This window comes from uncultured Ruthenibacterium sp. (assembly GCF_963558415.1).
Classification (GTDB): Bacteria; Bacillota; Clostridia; order Oscillospirales; family Ruminococcaceae; genus Ruthenibacterium.
The window spans coordinates 1-15,591 of record NZ_CAUWGY010000054.1 but is presented as its reverse complement, the minus strand read 5'-3'; the positions used below and the strand labels follow the sequence as shown (position 1 = coordinate 15,591).

15 protein-coding genes and 1 pseudogene are annotated in these 15,591 nt (G+C 58.0%); 6 read left to right on the top strand and 10 right to left on the bottom strand.

Annotation, left to right across the window (positions count from 1 at the left end):
- Both AB5H98_RS09400 and AB5H98_RS09395 read left to right on the top strand, forming a co-directional pair.
- Window positions 1-524: NAD(P)H-dependent oxidoreductase subunit E (locus tag AB5H98_RS09400; protein WP_367925655.1), on the top strand; the 524-nt coding region annotated here is incomplete at its 5' end.
- A gap of 653 nt (window positions 525-1,177) precedes the next feature.
- Window positions 1,178-2,833, top strand: a complete 1,656-nt coding sequence (locus AB5H98_RS09395; protein WP_367925654.1) for an RNA polymerase sigma factor — start codon at window positions 1,178-1,180, stop codon at window positions 2,831-2,833.
- Between the two features lie 128 nt (window positions 2,834-2,961).
- Here AB5H98_RS09395 and AB5H98_RS09390 read toward each other — a convergent pair whose 3' ends face one another.
- A complete protein-coding gene (locus AB5H98_RS09390) occupies window positions 2,962-3,870 on the bottom strand; it encodes an NAD(P)-dependent oxidoreductase (RefSeq protein WP_367925653.1) in 909 nt (302 codons plus the stop codon).
- A 124-nt stretch (window positions 3,871-3,994) separates the two neighbouring features.
- On the opposite strand from AB5H98_RS09390, the gene AB5H98_RS09385 reads away from it, so the two are divergent.
- The 4 genes from AB5H98_RS09385 (at window position 3,995) to AB5H98_RS09370 (ending at window position 7,679) form a co-directional block, all read left to right on the top strand.
- Window positions 3,995-4,816 (top strand): HAD hydrolase family protein, encoded by an 822-nt coding sequence (locus tag AB5H98_RS09385; protein ID WP_367925652.1) that lies wholly within the window; start codon window positions 3,995-3,997, stop codon window positions 4,814-4,816.
- A 2-nt stretch (window positions 4,817-4,818) separates the two neighbouring features.
- Window positions 4,819-5,862, top strand: coding sequence for an A/G-specific adenine glycosylase (gene mutY / locus AB5H98_RS09380; RefSeq protein ID WP_367925651.1), 1,044 nt, complete (start codon window positions 4,819-4,821; stop codon window positions 5,860-5,862).
- A gap of 61 nt (window positions 5,863-5,923) precedes the next feature.
- The gene (locus tag AB5H98_RS09375; RefSeq protein ID WP_367925650.1) at window positions 5,924-6,244 is read left to right on the top strand and encodes a hypothetical protein; all 321 of its coding nucleotides are present in this window, start codon (window positions 5,924-5,926) and stop codon (window positions 6,242-6,244) included.
- A 139-nt stretch (window positions 6,245-6,383) separates the two neighbouring features.
- Window positions 6,384-7,679 carry an MFS transporter gene (locus AB5H98_RS09370; RefSeq protein WP_367925649.1) on the top strand — a complete coding sequence of 432 codons (1,296 nt, stop codon included), beginning with the start codon at window positions 6,384-6,386 and terminating at the stop codon, window positions 7,677-7,679.
- Window positions 7,680-7,725: 46 nt separating this feature from the next.
- Here the strand turns inward: AB5H98_RS09370 and AB5H98_RS09365 are convergent, their stop codons facing one another.
- From AB5H98_RS09365 to AB5H98_RS09325, 9 genes and pseudogenes are all read right to left on the bottom strand, one after another.
- Entirely contained in the window at window positions 7,726-8,193 is a 468-nt protein-coding gene (locus tag AB5H98_RS09365) for a hypothetical protein (protein ID WP_367925648.1), read from the bottom strand.
- A 141-nt stretch (window positions 8,194-8,334) separates the two neighbouring features.
- Window positions 8,335-9,087 (bottom strand): C39 family peptidase, encoded by a 753-nt coding sequence (locus AB5H98_RS09360; protein ID WP_367925647.1) that lies wholly within the window; start codon window positions 9,085-9,087, stop codon window positions 8,335-8,337.
- A gap of 102 nt (window positions 9,088-9,189) precedes the next feature.
- The gene (locus AB5H98_RS09355) at window positions 9,190-10,035 is read right to left on the bottom strand and encodes a prephenate dehydrogenase (RefSeq protein ID WP_367925646.1); all 846 of its coding nucleotides are present in this window, start codon (window positions 10,033-10,035) and stop codon (window positions 9,190-9,192) included.
- Complete coding sequence (gene aroA, locus AB5H98_RS09350) at window positions 10,022-11,290, bottom strand: 3-phosphoshikimate 1-carboxyvinyltransferase (RefSeq protein WP_367925645.1); 1,269 nt, start codon at window positions 11,288-11,290, stop codon at window positions 10,022-10,024. The genes AB5H98_RS09355 and aroA overlap by 14 nt, the downstream gene beginning before the upstream one ends.
- Window position 11,291: 1 nt before the next feature.
- Entirely contained in the window at window positions 11,292-12,308 is a 1,017-nt protein-coding gene (gene aroF, locus AB5H98_RS09345; protein WP_367925644.1) for a 3-deoxy-7-phosphoheptulonate synthase, read from the bottom strand.
- A complete protein-coding gene (gene aroQ, locus AB5H98_RS09340) occupies window positions 12,305-12,757 on the bottom strand; it encodes a type II 3-dehydroquinate dehydratase (RefSeq protein ID WP_367925643.1) in 453 nt (150 codons plus the stop codon). The genes aroF and aroQ overlap by 4 nt, the downstream gene beginning before the upstream one ends.
- Window positions 12,723-13,988 (bottom strand): shikimate kinase, encoded by a 1,266-nt coding sequence (locus tag AB5H98_RS09335; protein WP_367925642.1) that lies wholly within the window; start codon window positions 13,986-13,988, stop codon window positions 12,723-12,725. Before AB5H98_RS09335 ends, aroQ begins: the two co-directional genes overlap by 35 nt.
- On the bottom strand, window positions 13,973-15,076 hold the full coding sequence (gene aroC, locus AB5H98_RS09330; protein ID WP_367925641.1) for a chorismate synthase: 1,104 nt from the start codon (window positions 15,074-15,076) through the stop codon (window positions 13,973-13,975). Before aroC ends, AB5H98_RS09335 begins: the two co-directional genes overlap by 16 nt.
- Window positions 15,073-15,591, bottom strand: a pseudogene (locus AB5H98_RS09325) (3-dehydroquinate synthase); the annotation flags it as partial. The pseudogene AB5H98_RS09325 and the gene aroC, both read right to left, overlap by 4 nt.

The window sequence follows — 15,591 nt, the reverse complement described above, 5'->3', positions numbered from 1 at the left end:
TGCGCGTATTGCTACGCCCGGCGCGGGGCATTCTAACCAAAAAGGAGTTTTTTATGAGCGAAGAACAGCTTTCCGAAATTTTTGAATATTACGCCGCATTGCCCGACGCTAAACGCCAGGAGAATCTGGTGGCCATGCTAAGGGAGATCCAGGATGTGCTGGGCTGTGTACCGGACGGCGTGACCGCGCAGGCGGCCCGGGCCGTGGGAGAAAAGCCGGTGGTGCTCACGAGCCTTGTGCGGCGGTTTTCCACGCTGAAGAGCGCGGCCTGGGTACACCGGGTCACGGTCTGCACCGGCCCCCGGTGTGCTGCCAAGGGCGGCGCGGACGTGTACAAAGCCCTGCGCGACACTTTGCGCCCCGGGCCCGACGGCGTCAGCGAGAACGGCCGGGTACTTTTGTGTACGCAGAATTGTTTGAAACAGTGCCGCACTTCGCCCAATGTGCTGGTGGACGGGGTCCTGCACCCAAACATGACCGGCGAGAGCGCCCAAAAGCTCGCGCAAAAACTGATGACGGAATAAAAAACGAGGAAGGTCCTGCCTTCCTCGTTTTTATTTTCGTCCCGGTTGAAATTGAACGCCGGGTTCCTCGTCCAAAACCGTGTAAATTTCCTTGCGTTTCAGCTTTGCATCCCTTTGGTGCGTGTCCCGGCATTCCGTTGAGAGCCGTGTCGCTGTCCACCATGGCAAAGTTTGTGGATTTTTGCTGTTTTTCATTCAAAGGCATGACGTGGGCCTTGCCGTATTCGGTCGCCGCTGTTTTTTCCGCGGCTGTGGCGTTTTCGCTGTGGGCTGTGTGCCGCCGGCACCTGCCAGCGTTTCACCCTCCCCGCTTTTTGCGATTGCCGGAATTTTTTTGCAATGTTTGCAGCGTTTTGTGCCTTCTTTTTCCGCCATTGGGAAAGGGCACACCCAAACACAAGCCATATCGGCAACAAGGATGATATTTGTAAGAAAATCCGTACATTCGAAGGATTCTAAAGCGGGAAACAAAATTTCAAAGAACACAATATGCATTGTTCTGCGAGTGGGGAATTTCACAATAATATGCTATAATTTTTTACATTCATAATAAAATACGAGAGCGCTATTTTAAATTCTTTTTAACAAAAAATTTCCAACCTTTTTTTGCTTGTGTGTCTATATGGGTGAAAGCTTTCAAGGAGATCAAACAGATGAAACGAGAACAAGCCGAGAAAATTACAGTGGAATATCTGAAACCCATATACGGATTTGCTTTAAAACGATGTGCCAATTTGCAGGATGCAGAGGATTTAACGCAGGAAATTGTGTTGAAAGTGTTTCGTGCACTTCTTTGTATGGAAGAGATTGAAGCTTTGGATAAATTTATATGGACCGTAGTACACAATACCCTTGCCAATTATTATCGTGGAAAAGTAAAAACTGCACTGGGCGTTCCCATTGACGACCTTGCCGAGTTGCTGCCGTCAGAGGATGATACCGCAAGCGGTATCATTGAAAAGGAAAATACCGACCGTCTGCACAGAGAAATTGCATATCTCTCAAAGCTGCAACGCCGAATTGTGATTGCATACTATTTTGAAAATAAAAGGCAGGAAAGAATTGCAAGTGAACTGGGGATTCCTGTGGGCACAGTCAAGTGGCATCTGTTTGAAGCGAAAAAAGACTTGAAGAAAGGAATGAATGCCATGAGACAAACAGGTGAACTTAAATTTAACCCCATTAAATTTGAACTTTGTGGAACAAACGGTTCTCCCGGAACGAAAGGAGCAAATAACAATTTCTTTCATAGTATTTTATCTCAAAACATTGTGTATTCCGTATGGAGAGAAGCAAAAACAGTAGAAAAAATTGCAGATGAGCTTGGTGTTTCTCCTGTGTATGTAGAAAGTGAAGCGGAATATCTTGCGGAATATGGCTTTTTGAAAGAGAAAGGCGGTAAGTATCTTTGCAATATCTTGCTGGATGAAGCAAGCAATGAACTGATTGCATTAAAAGATAAGATCTACTGTCAAGCTGCCAAACTGTTTGCAAACGAGTTGTTTGACGAACTGACAGACAGTAAAATTTTGAAAGATCCGCGTATTATCTGCTCTCAAACCGATCAGCCGCTCACTTTTACAGAGGATGATAATTTTATCCTATGGTCGCTGATTCCGTATATTGCGGCACTCAGCGGAGAAAGTCTGATGGATAAAAGCATTTCCTTTGATGAAGTTGCCACCATCCGTCCTGACGGTGGACATAATATCTGTTACGCATCGGTTGCGGCGCCGAACGTGAAGCTGCCTATGTATTTTGAAAGTATGCTGCATTTTTGCGGTCCTTTTTGGAACGCAAACAAAGATTATATCTTGTGGCAAATTGATTCGGAATGGTCAACCACACGGGTACACGACGGATATATTGAAAAAGTGAACCGGATTTTATCGATTTTATCTAAGCTGAATGATTCTAACGAAGAGGACCTTGCTTTTCTTGAAGAAATGGGAATGATAAAAACGAGAAAGGAGATTGATGGGAACAAAAGCCGGTTTCAATTTGTTTCGCAAGTGGTTTGGCTGGAAAACCGCCAAATCAAAAATGAGCTGCTTGCAATCGGTGACCGTATTAAAGAAAGACATTGGGCCAAATTGAAAACAATGAAAGAATCCTTCATCAAAGCGGTTCTGAATGAAACACCGAAGCACCTGCACAAAATGCAGAAATTCGGACTGCAATACACTTTCTTTTCCGATGGTTGGTTCATTTTGCATTGCATGAAAGAGCTTGTAAACAACGGCAAGTTAAAGCTTCCAACCGAAGAACAGAAAAAATCGTTGACAACCATTATCGTGCCAAACGAATAAAAATAGAAAACCCACAGATTCAAACCAATCTGTGGGTTTTCTATTCTTGATGAGCAAATTTTGTGTGATTGAGACAGAAAGAACGAGCATCGGATTTTCATACGAAGTGTCTTTTAAGAGCGGCCTTTTTATACTTCGTACGTTGTGCTTTTTTCCTGCAACACGTCCAGAAGGCCCTTTGCCACGCACATCCCGGTGCGGCGCAGCGCCTCGTCGGTGGTGGCGGCGATGTGAGGCGTGGCGATGAAGTTGTCCAGATGCAACAGCGGATTTTCCGGGCCCGGGGGCTCTTTGCAAAACACATCGCACCCTGCGCCGCCCAAAGCCCCTTCGGTCAGCGCCCAGTACAAAGCATCCTCGTCCACGACGCCGCCCCGGCTGGTGTTGATGAGCAAAAGCCCGGGCTTTGCCGCGTTTAACACCTGCCGTCCGATGAGGTTTTGGGTGGCCTCGGTCAGGGGCAGGCCCACGGTCACCGCGTCGCAGGTGCGAAACAATTCTTTTAAACTGGAGCAAAACACCATGCCCAAAGCGTCGGCCCGCTGCGGGGTCATATGGGCGGAAAAGACCCGCAGCTTCATGCCGAAACCCTTTTGCAGGATGCGCCCAGCCTCGCAGCCGATCTCCCCCGCGCCCACAAGGCCCAGCGTCTTGCCGAACAGCTCGGTGCCGCACAAAGCACCGTCCGCTGTGCGCGCCGTGCCCGCACGGGCCATGCGGTCCGCCTTTGGAATTTTGCGGGCCAGCGCCAGCAAAAGCGCCGCGATGTGCTCGGCCACGCTGCGCACGTTTTCGTGGGGCGCGTACACCACCCGGATGCCCCGGCGCCGCGCCGCGCTAAGGTCCACTCCGTCCAGCCCCCGGCCGTGTACCCCCACGGCCCGCAAACGGGGACATTTTTCCATAAACATACGGTCTACCGCAAAATTGCGCGTGATGACGCCCTCGGCCAAAGCCGGGTCGTCCACAAGCGTTGCCCAGCTTTGCAAAAATTCCAGCGCCGCAGGGTGCATTTCTTCGCACACATACACGTTCATTCTCATCGCCTCTTTGTCTTGTTTTTATTGTACCGTAAAACCCGCCGAAAGAAAACCTTCTTTGTCTGGTGCGAAGGAGTGCTTTGTGATACAATCAACTTATCTTGAAAAAGGGGGGCTTTTTTTGAACACCTGGTACGTCACGGACCTGGACGGAACGCTGCTGGATGAGGCGGGCAAGCTTCGCCCGGCCACCGTAGAGCTTTTGCGTCCGCTTTTGGAAAAGGGGCTGCATTTGAGTGTGGCCACGGCCCGCACGCCCGGCACGGTGGTGAAGCTTTTGGAGCCGCTCCGGCTGACGGGGCCGGCGGTGCTTATGTCCGGGGCGATGGTGTACGATTTGGGCGAAAAAAAGCCTTTGAGTGTGCGCAGTTTTTCCCCGGCAACCCGGCGGGCGCTGGTCGAGTTTTTGGACAAAGCCGGCAAAGACGCTTTTTTGTACTGCGCCGGGGAGTGTCTGACCGTTTACCACCGGCCTTTGCAGGGGGCTTACGGGTGCAGTTTTCGCGCCGGGCGCAGCGGTACGCCGTATAAGAAGTTTGTGCAAGTGGAACACTACGAACAGGCCCCCTCGGACCCGGCGCTGCTGGCGCTGTTCTGTCTGCCCGAACCGGACCGGGCCTTCTTCAAAGAGCTTTCGTGCATTCCCGACACACAGTGCATCTGTTACGCGGACGAGTACGGCCGCGGCGTGACCGCGGAAGTGTTTCCGGCCGGGTGCGACAAGGGCGCGGGGCTGCGGGAGCTGCGCCGTTTGACAAAGGCGCAGCGCATCGTGGCGTTTGGAGACAACGTGAACGATTTGCCCTTGTTTGAAGCTGCAAACGAGTGCTATGCCGTGGCAAACGCCGCGGCTGCGGTCAAGCAGGCGGCAGACGGGGTCATCGGTGCAAACACCGAAGACGGGGTGGCCCGCTGGCTGACCGAACACGAAGGAGGACGGTGAACATGGAGTCCATTGCTCCTGCTCTTTTGCGCTGGTACGACCAAAACAAGCGGGTGCTGCCCTTTCGCACCGTGTCCACGCCCTACCGGGTGTGGGTGAGCGAGATCATGTTGCAGCAGACCCGTGTGGCGGCGGCCCTGCCTTATTTTGAGCGATTTATGCAGGCGCTTCCCACGGTGAAAGATTTGGCGGAGTGCCCGCAAAAGACGCTTGATAAATTGTGGGAGGGGCTTGGCTATTACAGCCGGGCGCGCAATTTGCAAAAGGCCGCGCAGAAGGTGATGGCCGAGTACGGCGGTGTTCTTCCGTCGCAGGTGAAGGAGCTTGTGAAGCTGCCGGGCATTGGGCCGTACACGGCGGGTGCCATTGCGTCCATCAGTTTTGGCGAGCCCGTGCCCGCGGTGGACGGCAACGTGCTGCGGGTGGCCAGCCGCCTGTTTTTGGACACAGGGGACGTGACGCGCCCCGATGTGCGCAGCCGGTTGACAAAGGCCATTCACGCCATGCAGCCACCGGACCGGCCCGGAGACTACAACCAGGCGCTGATGGAGCTGGGCGCGCTGGTGTGCGTGCCGGGCGGGCCGCCTTTGTGCCAAGCGTGCCCTTTGGCACATCAATGCGCGGCGCTGGCCGCGGGCAGACAGACCCAGGTGCCTGTGAAAGCCGCGCCGAAAGCCCGGCGCACCCAAGACTGGACCGTGGTGCTGGCTGTGGCGGATGGGGCGGTGCTTTTGAACCAGCGCCCGGCCGAGGGACTGCTGGCAGGGCTTTGGCAGCCGGTGCTGTTGCCGGGACATGTGGATGAAGCGGCCGTGACCGCCGCTTTGCAAAAGCTGGGGCTGCGTGCGCAGCCACCGCAGCCGCTTTGCAAGGCAAAGCATGTTTTTTCTCATTTGGAATGGCATATGACCGGGTATCTTGTGCCCGTGGCTCCGGCCGCCGCGCCGGCGGGGCACGTGTGGGCGGACCGGGCCATGCTGGACGGGGTGTATGCGGTGCCGGGCGCGTTTCGCGCCTTTCGGCAGGTGCTGAAAAAGTGCTTGTAATCCCCGTGCAAAAAAAGTATAATGAAGAAAATAAGCGGCGCGGCGAAAGGAGTACTGAGAAATGCGATTTCTAGTGACCATCGCGCATGCCGTATACGGCGCAGGCAAGCTTGCCGCCGCCGCAGAACTTACCAAACACAAAGCGGGTCGCGCGCTGCGCCCGAAAAAGGAGGACGTATTCACCATGAAAAAATCGACCCTGATCGCCATTGTTGCGTTTTTGTCTGCTGTGGCAGGTGCTCTGGCCGCGGCGTTTGTGTATCTGCGCCGGCGCGAGGCGGAGCTGGACGAGTATGAGCAGCTTTTGTTCAGTGAAGATTTCAGCCATGAAGAGCCGGACGAGCTTGCCGACCAGACACAGGAAAGTGCCCAAGAAGTTTGATTTTGTTTTGAGCGGCCCCGCAAAAGCGGGGCCGTTTTTTTTGACGCTTTTGCACAGAAAGGGTAAAAAAAATGTCAAAGGGCAAGACGGCGGGGGCCGGTTCATGGTACAATAGAGCCAAAGCGAAAGGGGGCATCTTATGAAACTGAATTACAAACGCACCACGCTGGTGGGCCTGGCCTTTTTGTCCATCTGCGCCTTCTGGCAGGTGTACGACAACCTGATTCCCTTGATTTTGAAAGAGACCTTCCACGTGGACGACACGCTCATCGGCGTGGTCATGGCCATGGACAATGTGCTGGCGCTGTTCATGCTGCCGGTGTTCGGCAAGCTCAGCGACCGCACCCGCACGCACATTGGCCGGCGGATGCCCTACATTGTGGGCGGAACGCTGGCGGCGGTGGTGTGTCTGGCGGTGCTGCCTTTGGCTGAGCGGCAAAACAACCTGATTTTGTTCTTTGTGGGCCTTGGCTGTGTGCTGATCGCCATGGCCACGTACCGCAGCCCCGCGGTGGCGCTGATGCCGGACGTGACGCCGAAACCTTTGCGCAGTCAGGGCAACGCCATCATCAATCTGATGGGCGCCGTGGGCGGCATTCTGATGCTGGGCACCATGCAGGTGCTGCTGCCGAGCCAGGTCACGGGCGAAGTGTACCGGCCCAACTACCTGCCCATCTTTGCGGTGCTGGGCGTTTTGATGGCCGTGTGCATTGCGATTTTGTTCTGGAAGATAAAGGAGCCCGCCTGCGTGCAGGCCATGGAAGAAGAGAGCCGGCAAGCGGGAATTTGCGCGGACGAGGAAACGTCCGGCCCTGCCGGCACCGGCAAAAAGATGCCCCGGGCCCAGGCCCGCAGCTTCGGGTTCATTCTGGCCAGCGTATTTTTGTGGTTCATGGGCTACAACGCCGTGACCTCGGGCTTCAGCCGGTACGCCACCCAGGAATTGAAGGGCAGCTTCTCGCTGATTTTGATGGTGTGCACCGCGGCGGCCATCGTGGCCTATTTGCCCGTAGGCGCCATCGCCGCGCGCATCGGCCGCAAAAAGACCATTCTGGTGGGCGTTTTGTTCCTGGGCACAGCGTTCGCGGCCGGTTCGTTCTTTTACAGCGTTTCCCCGCTTTTGTACGTATTCTTCATTTTTGCCGGGTTCGGCTGGGCGTTCATCAACGTGAACAGCTACCCCATGGTGGTGGAGATGTCCGGCGATGCGGACGTGGGCAAGTACACGGGCTATTATTATACCGTGAGCATGACCGCTCAAATCGTGACGCCCATTTTCTCGGGCTTTCTCATGGGGCACGTGGGCTACCGCACGCTGTTCCCCTACGCGGCCTTCTTTGTGTTCGCCAGCTTTGTGACCATGCTGTTCGTGCGCCACGGCGACTCGCGGCCTCAGCCCAAAAAGGGTCTGGAAGCACTGGATGTAGACGACTAAAAAACGCCCCGGCCGGGGCGCATAGAAAAAACCGGCATGCTGTGCGTCATGCCGGTTTTTTTCTTTTTTCCAGATAGATTCCGATGCAAAAAACGATGACCATGTAAACAAGCGCCAGCACCTGCATGGCGACCATGGTTTTCATGCCTGCATAATTGGGCTCGCTTTCCACCAGTCTTGCGAGTCTGGCCAGCAAATACAGGGGCGTCGCGGCGGAAAACATTTGCGAAAACCCGGCGAGCGCCGTGTTTCTGGTTTCAGCCGTGTTCAGCAAAAACTGCCAAAGGTAGATCAGCAAAGAAACTGCCCCCACGGCATGGGCGAGCAGCACACCCGCCACCGGGTTCCATACGCGCGCATACTGCCTGCCAAGATAAATCCAAAAAACCGTTGTGCACCCGGGAAGCAGGTAGAATGCCGCCATGCCGATGAGCGGGACCATAATGAGAACATTGACCAGATATCCGACGATTACCGGAACAACTGTCAGCAAAATTAAAACACATTTTTTCATACAGCCCCGTCCTTTCGATGAATTGCGTCTTCCGTTCCACTTCATTATAGCAAACGCACGGCGCACGTTCCATCCTCATCTGTTCGGTTCCAAACAAAAAATACACCCTGCCCGGCCCAAAAGCCAGGTGGGGTGTATGTTTTATGCTTTTTTTGCAAAGGCCACCGCCCATTCGCCAATGGACCAGTACCGGCTCATGAAGCGTTCCCTGTCCACCGTGACAAGGCCTTCGATGGGGTCCATGATGGTGAAAGACTCGTCATCGTACCCGGTCAAAACCATGCAATGCAAATTGGAATAGGGATAATACACTTCGCCGTTTGGCAGCGTCCACTGGAAATTGGAAAACAGCCGCACATCCATGTTGAGCGTGGCCCACACGATCACCGGCACGCCTGTGTCCAGCCATTCCAGCAGCTCCTCCTCGTCGGCGCCGCTCGCATCCACAGCCTGCCAGAGCGACTGCCGTTCGGACAAATAGCTGTTGGCGGCCTGCACGATGGGCGGTGCAAAGCAGTAAAATCCGGTGTAGCCTTCTTCCGGCCAGCCGGCATAGGCTTCGGCCGGGTCGGGCCCGTAGGCGATGAAGCCGTCTTCGCTGTACGTGATGGGCTCGCTTGGGATGTACCCGTACACCAAATCCAAAGCCTCCACGTCAAAGCCCAGAAACCGCAGCACGGCCGCAAGGCTGGTGGCTTCGCACCCGTTGGGAAGCTGGGGATACTGGGCCAGCACTTCCACATCCAGCGAGATGCCCTTGTGCACGGCCAGCACGGCCTTTGCCGCAAGAGGGTGCGCCGCAGGCGTTTGGATGGGTGCGTCCGACGCCAGCACCACGCAAACACAAAGGGACAAAAGTACGCACAACATGCGTTTGCTGATGCGCAAAAACACTTTGGTCCCTCCCTTTTAAAACAAAACTCTCTGTTTTTATTTTAAAAGGGTGTTTGGGCGCCCGCAAGCGTCTTTCGAGTTTTTTCGCCAAAAAACCACAATTTACCGGTCAAACATGGCACGGCGCTGCGTGGATTTGCAAAACAGCTCCTTGAGGCCTTCCTCGTCCCCGGCCAAAAGTTTTTCTTTTAAATCGGTCAGGCTTGCCTGGAACTGGTCGATTTCAGCGCACAAAGCGTCGCGGTTCAAAAGGAACAGTTCGCTCCACAGATTTTCGTTGATGCGGGCGATGCGGGTCAGATCCCGGAAAGAGTCTCCGGTGAACTCGCACAGACGGGGGTCCCCGTTGGCGTTCATCAAACTGACCGCGATGGCGTGTGTGAGCTGGCTGACGTAGCCGATCATGCGGTCGTGCTCGGCGCAGCTCAGTTGCGCGATGTGGGCAAAGCCCAGCGTTTCGGCCAGTTGCCGGGCAAATTCCACGCCCCGGGGCGTGTTTTTTTCCGTGGGCGTGAGGATGAAGTTTGCCGGCCGGAAGATGGCGCAGTCCGCGTATTCCACGCCGCTGACCTCTTTGCCCGCCATGGGATGGCTGGCAATGAACTCCACGCCTTCGGGCATGGCCTTTTGCACGGTGTCCACCACTGCCTGCTTGACGCCGCACACGTCTGTCACAAGCGTGCCCGGCCGCAGAAGGTGTCCGTTTGCCTGCACCCAGTCGATGAGGGCGTGAGGGTACAGCGCCAGCACCACGGCCTCGGCCTCAGACACAAGCGGCCCGAAATCCTCCACGGCGCCCGCGGCGATCCAGCCTTTTTCCAGCGCAAAGCGGATGGCCTCTTTTCGCACGTCCACCGCCGTCACCCGGCATCCCGCCTCGGTGAGGCCCCGGGCGTAGCTGCCGCCCAAAAGGCCCAGTCCTACAATACAAAAATTACGTTCTTTCATCTGTTTTCACCTGCGCTCCCCATTGTTTCATCTGGGTGAAAACCTCGGGCCAGCTCTTTTGCACCGCCTGCGCTCCGTCGATGACGGCACGCACGCGGGCGGCCAAGGCCGCCACGGTCAGGGCCATGACCACCCGGTGGTCGTTGTGGCCCACTAGATTCGCCGCGTCATGGAGCGCCGCCGGATATACGCGCACGGTGTCGCCGTCGGCCTCGATGCGCCCGCCCAGTTTTTTTACTTCCTGTTGCATGGCGGCGATGCGGTCGGATTCCTTGACCCGCAGCCGCCCGGCATTGCGAATGACGGTCTCGCCCTGGCAGAACAGTCCCAGCACCATCAGAATGGGCCCGAGATCCGGGCAGTCGGCCAAATCGATGTCCACGGCGTGCAGATCGCTTTTTTCAAAGCGCCAGCCACCGGCTACGGGGGTCATGGCCGCGCCGCACCGGCGCAGAATGTCGAAGATGACCCGGTCGCCCTGGCAGGAGTCCTGCCGCAGGCCCGTGACCGTGATGCCGCCCTGCACGCTGCCCAGCACCGCCAGAAAAGCCGCCTGAGAGGCGTCTCCTTCCACGGCGGCGTCGCGGGAAATGTAATGCTGGTTTCCCGGAATGAAAAAGTCGTTTTGTTCCCGGCGCACCTGCACGCCGAAATCGGCCATGGCCGCCATGGTCAGGCCCACGTAGCTCTGGCTTTCAAAGGGCGGGACCACGTGCAGCACGCTGTCGGCGCAAAGCAGCGGCAGCGCCAGCAAAAGCCCGCTGATGAACTGGCTGGACACGCCGCCCTCGACCCGGTATTCGCCGGGCGGCAAAGGCCCGCAAAGCGTCAGCCCGTCCCCGCTTTGGGAAAAAGGCAGGCCCCGCTGGGCGAACAGCCGGGCGTACACGTCCTGCGGCCGCTGCATGAGCCGGCCGTGGCCCAAAAGGCGCACCGGGCCGCCGCAGCCGGCCAAAAGCGGGATAAAAAACCGCAGGGTGCTGCCGCTCTCGCCGCAGTCCACCGGCCCTTTTGGCACCGCCAGATGCCCGCCGCAGCCCGTGACGCGGGCGCGGCCGTTTTCCACATCCACCCGGGCGCCCAGCGCCTCGAGGGCCCGGGCCGTGGCCAGAATGTCCTGGGAGGGCTGGACCCGGTCGATGACGCTTTGCCCCTTTGCAAGGCCCGCGCACAACAAAAGCCGGTGGGCCATGCTTTTGGAGGGGGGCGCAGTCACAACGCCGAACACGCGGCCCGGCTCGATGTACGCTTTCATCTCACATCTCCCGGCCGATGACCCGGGCGATGGCGCGGCCTTTTTCGATCACTTCGGCAAAGCGGTCGGGCTTCAGGCTCTGAGCGCCGTCGGACCAGGCGCACTCGGGGTTCTCGTGTACTTCGATGATGAGTCCGTCCGCCCCGGCGGCGATGGCCGCCAGGCTCATGCTCTCCACATAGCGCCAGTTGCCCGTGGCGTGGCTGGGGTCGATGATGATGGGCAAATGGGTCTTTTCCTTGAGGATGGGGATGACCGACAGATCCAATGTGTTGCGTGTGTATTTTTCAAAGGTGCGGATGCCCCGCTCGCAGAAGATGACGTTCTCGTTGCCTGCGGCCATGATGTACTCGGCCGACATGATCCACTCCTCGATGGTGTTGGCCAGGCCCCGCTTGAGCAGCACAGGCTTTTTCATTTTGCCAACGGCCTTCAAAAGCTGGAAGTTCTGCATGTTGCGCGCGCCGATCTGCACAAGGTCCACGTACTGCTCGAACTCTTCGATGCGGTCCTCGCTCATGAGCTCGCTGACGATGGGAAGGCCCGTGACCTCGCGCGCTTTGACCATGTCCAGAACGCCCTCGGTGCCAAGGCCCTGGAAGGCGTAGGGCGAGGTGCGGGGCTTGTATGCGCCGCCCCGCAGCATGCAGCCGCCCGCGGCCTTGACTTTCTTTGCCACGCTCACCATCTGCTCTTCGCCCTCTACGCTGCAGGGCCCGCCGATGACCACGATTTTTTCGTGGCCGCCCACTTTGACGCCCGCCACGTCGATGATGCTGTCCTGCTCGTGGAACAGGCGGTTTGCCTTTTTGTAGGGCTCGGACACCCGCTGCACGTTCTCCACATAGGGGTTGGCCCGGATCTGTTTTTCGTCCAGAATGGTGGTGTCGCCCACCAGGCCGAACACGTTGTAGTCCGTGCCGCGTATCATGGTGACGGACAGGCCCTTTGCCTCGAACTCGTGAATGATTTTCTCAAGTTCCGCAGCCGGGGTGCCCCGTTTGGTACTGATGATCATGATTGTCTCTCCTCTTTCTTATTCGCGTGGGCCAAAAGAGCTTGCATGCCCCGCACGTAGCCCTCTTTTCCAAGTCCGATGAAATGGTATTGGCAGGCCATGCCCGCGTAGCTTATTTGCCGGAAGCTCTCGCGCTTTGTCACGTCCGACAAATGCACTTCCGCCGCAGGCAGCGCCACGGCTTTCAGCGCGTCCAAAATGGCCACGCTGGTGTGGGTGTACGCCGCCGGGTTGATGACGATGCCGTCCACCCGGCCCAGCGCTTTCTGAATGGCCGTGACCAGTTCGCCCTCGCTGTTGGACTGAAAAAACTCCACTTCGCAGCCAAGACGGTCGGCCTCGGCTTTCAAATATTCCAAAAGTCCTTCGTACGTCAGGGTGCCGTAGATGTCCGGCTCCCGGATGCCCAACATGTTAATGTTCGGGCCGTTCACGATCAAGAACTTCATAAAATCGCTCCTTTATCCGGTCCGCCACCGTGTAAAACGGGGCGTCGTTTTTCACTGTTGCGTGGCAGGCCTGCTCGTACAAAGGCGCGCGGACCGCGTATTGGGCCGCCAGCGCCTGTGTGCTTTGGGACAAAGGCCGGTTTCCGCCGGGCCGCAAGTCCTGTAAAGGCCGGTCAATGTACACCACCACGCCGTTCTGGCGCAGCGCATCCACATTCTCTTTGCGCAGCACCACGCCGCCGCCTGTGGACAGCACCTGTCCGCTCTCCTTGGCCAAGTGGGCCGTCACCCGGCTTTCCACATCCCGGAAGTAGGTCTCGTTGCCCGGGGCCAAAATTTCCGGAATGGGCCGGCCCTCTTCGCGCTCGATTTCTGCGTCCAGGTCCACAAAGCGCTTGCCAAGCAGCTTTGCGCAGGCCTTGCCCAGGCTGGATTTTCCACAACTGGGCATGCCGATGAGCACCAGATTCATCTGTTTGGCCCGCAGTTCTTTCAAGATGGGCTCAATTTTTTCATCCGGTATTTTTTTATCCGAAAAATACTCTGCGGCATATTTCGCCTGTGCCACCAGCATAGGAAGGCCACCGGCGGCGCGCACGCCCAGGCGCTGGGCCTGGCACAAAAGAGCCGTTTGGGCGGGGTTGTACACCACGTCCGCCACAGCGGCAAGATTCGGAAAGGCGCCGAGGTCCACAAGGCAGGTGCCGTTGTCCGGGTACATGCCCGCGGGGCTGACATTGACCACCACGTCCACGTCCTTGCGCTGCATGGCCTGGTCGTAGCGCAGAGCGCCGTCCCGGCCGCTGCGGGAGGCAAAGAGCACTTCTTTTGCGCCTTCGTCGCGCACCACAGCCGACACGGTGCGGCTGGTGCCGCCGGTGCCAAGCAAGAGCACCGTGCGGTTTGCAAAATCGATGCCCGCCCGCTTTGTCATATACAAAAAGCCCGCGTAGTCGGTGTTGTAGCCGTACAGACGGCCGCCCCGGTTGACCACGGTGTTCACGGCGCCGATGGATGCGGCTTTTTCGTCCACTTCGTCGCACAGGGCAAGAGCGAGCTGCTTATAGGGGATGGTCACGTTCACGGCCTTGAACGAGCGCTGTGCAAAGAAAGCGCGCACGGCGTCCTCGTCGGGCAGCGGGAACAGCTCATAGGAGTACCCGGCCAGAGCCTCGTGGATGGGTTTTGAAAAGCTGTGGCCCAGCTTTTTTCCAATCAGTCCGTACTCCATTTCATCCCCTCCTGCTGGGCCCACAGATCCGCCAGGCCGAAGGCGACCAGGCTGTCCTGCACGACCCGGGCCCGGTGCACGATGCACGGGTCGTGCCGGCCGTTGATTTGCAGCGTTGCGTTGCGCTTGGCCGCATAATCCACGGTCTGCTGTACTTTATAAATGCTGGGGGTGGGCTTGACCACACTGCGCAGCACCACGGGCATGCCGTTGGTGATGCCGCCGTTCACGCCGCCGTTGCGGTTTTGAGTGGTGACGATGCGGCCGTTTTGCATGCGCAAGGGGTCGTTGGCCTGACTGCCATGCAAATCGGCCAGCGCAAAGCCGTCGCCGAACTCCACGCCTTTCACCGCGGGGATGCTGAACAAAAGCTGCGCCAGCACGCTCTCCACGCTGTGGAAAAAGGGCTCGCCCACGCCTGCGGGCAGGCCCAGCACCACGGTCTCGAGCACGCCGCCCACGCTGTCGCCCTCAGCGGAAGCGGCTTCGATGACCCGGGTCATGGCCGCGGCCCTCCCCTCGTCCAGCACCGCGAAATCCCGCTGGTTCAGCGCTTTGGCCTGGGCCAACAGGGTGTCCGGGTCCCGGGAAAAGGGCACGTCCTCCACGCCGCCGCACCTTGCAAGATGGGTGGCGATGACCACGCCTTTTTCCGCGAGCATTTTCGTAAAGATGCTGCCCGCGGCCACGAGCGGCGCCGTGAGCCGGCCGGAGAAATGGCCGCCGCCCCGGGGGTCCTGATGGCCGCCGTACTTGGCAAAGGCCGTGTAGTCCGCATGGCCCGGCCGCAGAAGGTTTTCGGTTTTCTGGTAGTCGCCGCTGCGCACGTTTTGGTTTTCAATCAAAAGGGTCAGGGCCGTGCCCGTGGCCCGGCCCTTGTACACGCCGGACACGATGCGCACACGGTCGGCCTCGGTGCGGGCCGTGGAGATTTTGCCCTTGGCCCGGCGCTTATCCATCTGACGGGCCATGAATTCCTCGTCGATGACCGTGCCCGGCACAAGTCCCGTGACCACGGCGCCGATGGCCGGGCCGTGGCTCTCGCCGAACACCGTCAGGGTGAAGGCACTTCCCGTGCAGTCGCTCATTGGATCCCCTCCCCGATTTTCTCCCGCAGCTCTTTGAGCGGGATTTTCTCTAAGCACACCCGGCCCAATTCGGGCACTTTGACCACCGTGACAAAGCCGGCCGCGGCCTTTTTGTCGTGGCAGGCAAAGCGGAAGATCTCGTCCCCGTCGTACCGGATGGACGCCGGCAGGCCCAGCTTCTCGTACACGGCTTTGGTGCGCCGGCGCAGGGCCTCGTCCTCGATCATGGGCAGCATGCCCAGTGCCACGCACTCTCCGTGGTACAAACCGCCCAAGTGCTCGGCGCTCTCGATGCCGTGGCCGATGGTGTGCCCGAAATTCAGCACCGCCCGCCGGCCGGTCTCCCGCTCGTCGTTTTCCACCACTTCTTTTTTCACCATCAAACTGCGGTACAAAATCTCCTCAAGGTCCTTGTCCGCGTCGCCCGTTTCAAACAGGCAGAACAGCTTTTCGTCCGCAATGAGGCCGGCCTTGACCGCCTCGGCCAGGCCGTTTACAAAGTGGCGGCGGGGCAG

Coding starts and splice junctions, on each gene's coding strand:
- AB5H98_RS09395 (WP_367925654.1), top strand. CDS start 1,178: ATGAAACGAGAACAAGCCGAGAAAATTACAGTGGAATATCTGAAACCC.
- AB5H98_RS09370 (WP_367925649.1), top strand. CDS start 6,384: ATGAAACTGAATTACAAACGCACCACGCTGGTGGGCCTGGCCTTTTTG.
- aroA (WP_367925645.1), bottom strand. CDS start 11,290: ATGAAAGCGTACATCGAGCCGGGCCGCGTGTTCGGCGTTGTGACTGCG.
- AB5H98_RS09365 (WP_367925648.1), bottom strand. CDS start 8,193: ATGAAAAAATGTGTTTTAATTTTGCTGACAGTTGTTCCGGTAATCGTC.
- AB5H98_RS09335 (WP_367925642.1), bottom strand. CDS start 13,988: ATGGAGTACGGACTGATTGGAAAAAAGCTGGGCCACAGCTTTTCAAAA.
- AB5H98_RS09355 (WP_367925646.1), bottom strand. CDS start 10,035: ATGAAAGAACGTAATTTTTGTATTGTAGGACTGGGCCTTTTGGGCGGC.
- aroQ (WP_367925643.1), bottom strand. CDS start 12,757: ATGAAGTTCTTGATCGTGAACGGCCCGAACATTAACATGTTGGGCATC.
- AB5H98_RS09375 (WP_367925650.1), top strand. CDS start 5,924: ATGCGATTTCTAGTGACCATCGCGCATGCCGTATACGGCGCAGGCAAG.
- aroF (WP_367925644.1), bottom strand. CDS start 12,308: ATGATCATCAGTACCAAACGGGGCACCCCGGCTGCGGAACTTGAGAAA.
- mutY (WP_367925651.1), top strand. CDS start 4,819: ATGGAGTCCATTGCTCCTGCTCTTTTGCGCTGGTACGACCAAAACAAG.
- AB5H98_RS09390 (WP_367925653.1), bottom strand. CDS start 3,870: ATGAACGTGTATGTGTGCGAAGAAATGCACCCTGCGGCGCTGGAATTT.
- aroC (WP_367925641.1), bottom strand. CDS start 15,076: ATGAGCGACTGCACGGGAAGTGCCTTCACCCTGACGGTGTTCGGCGAG.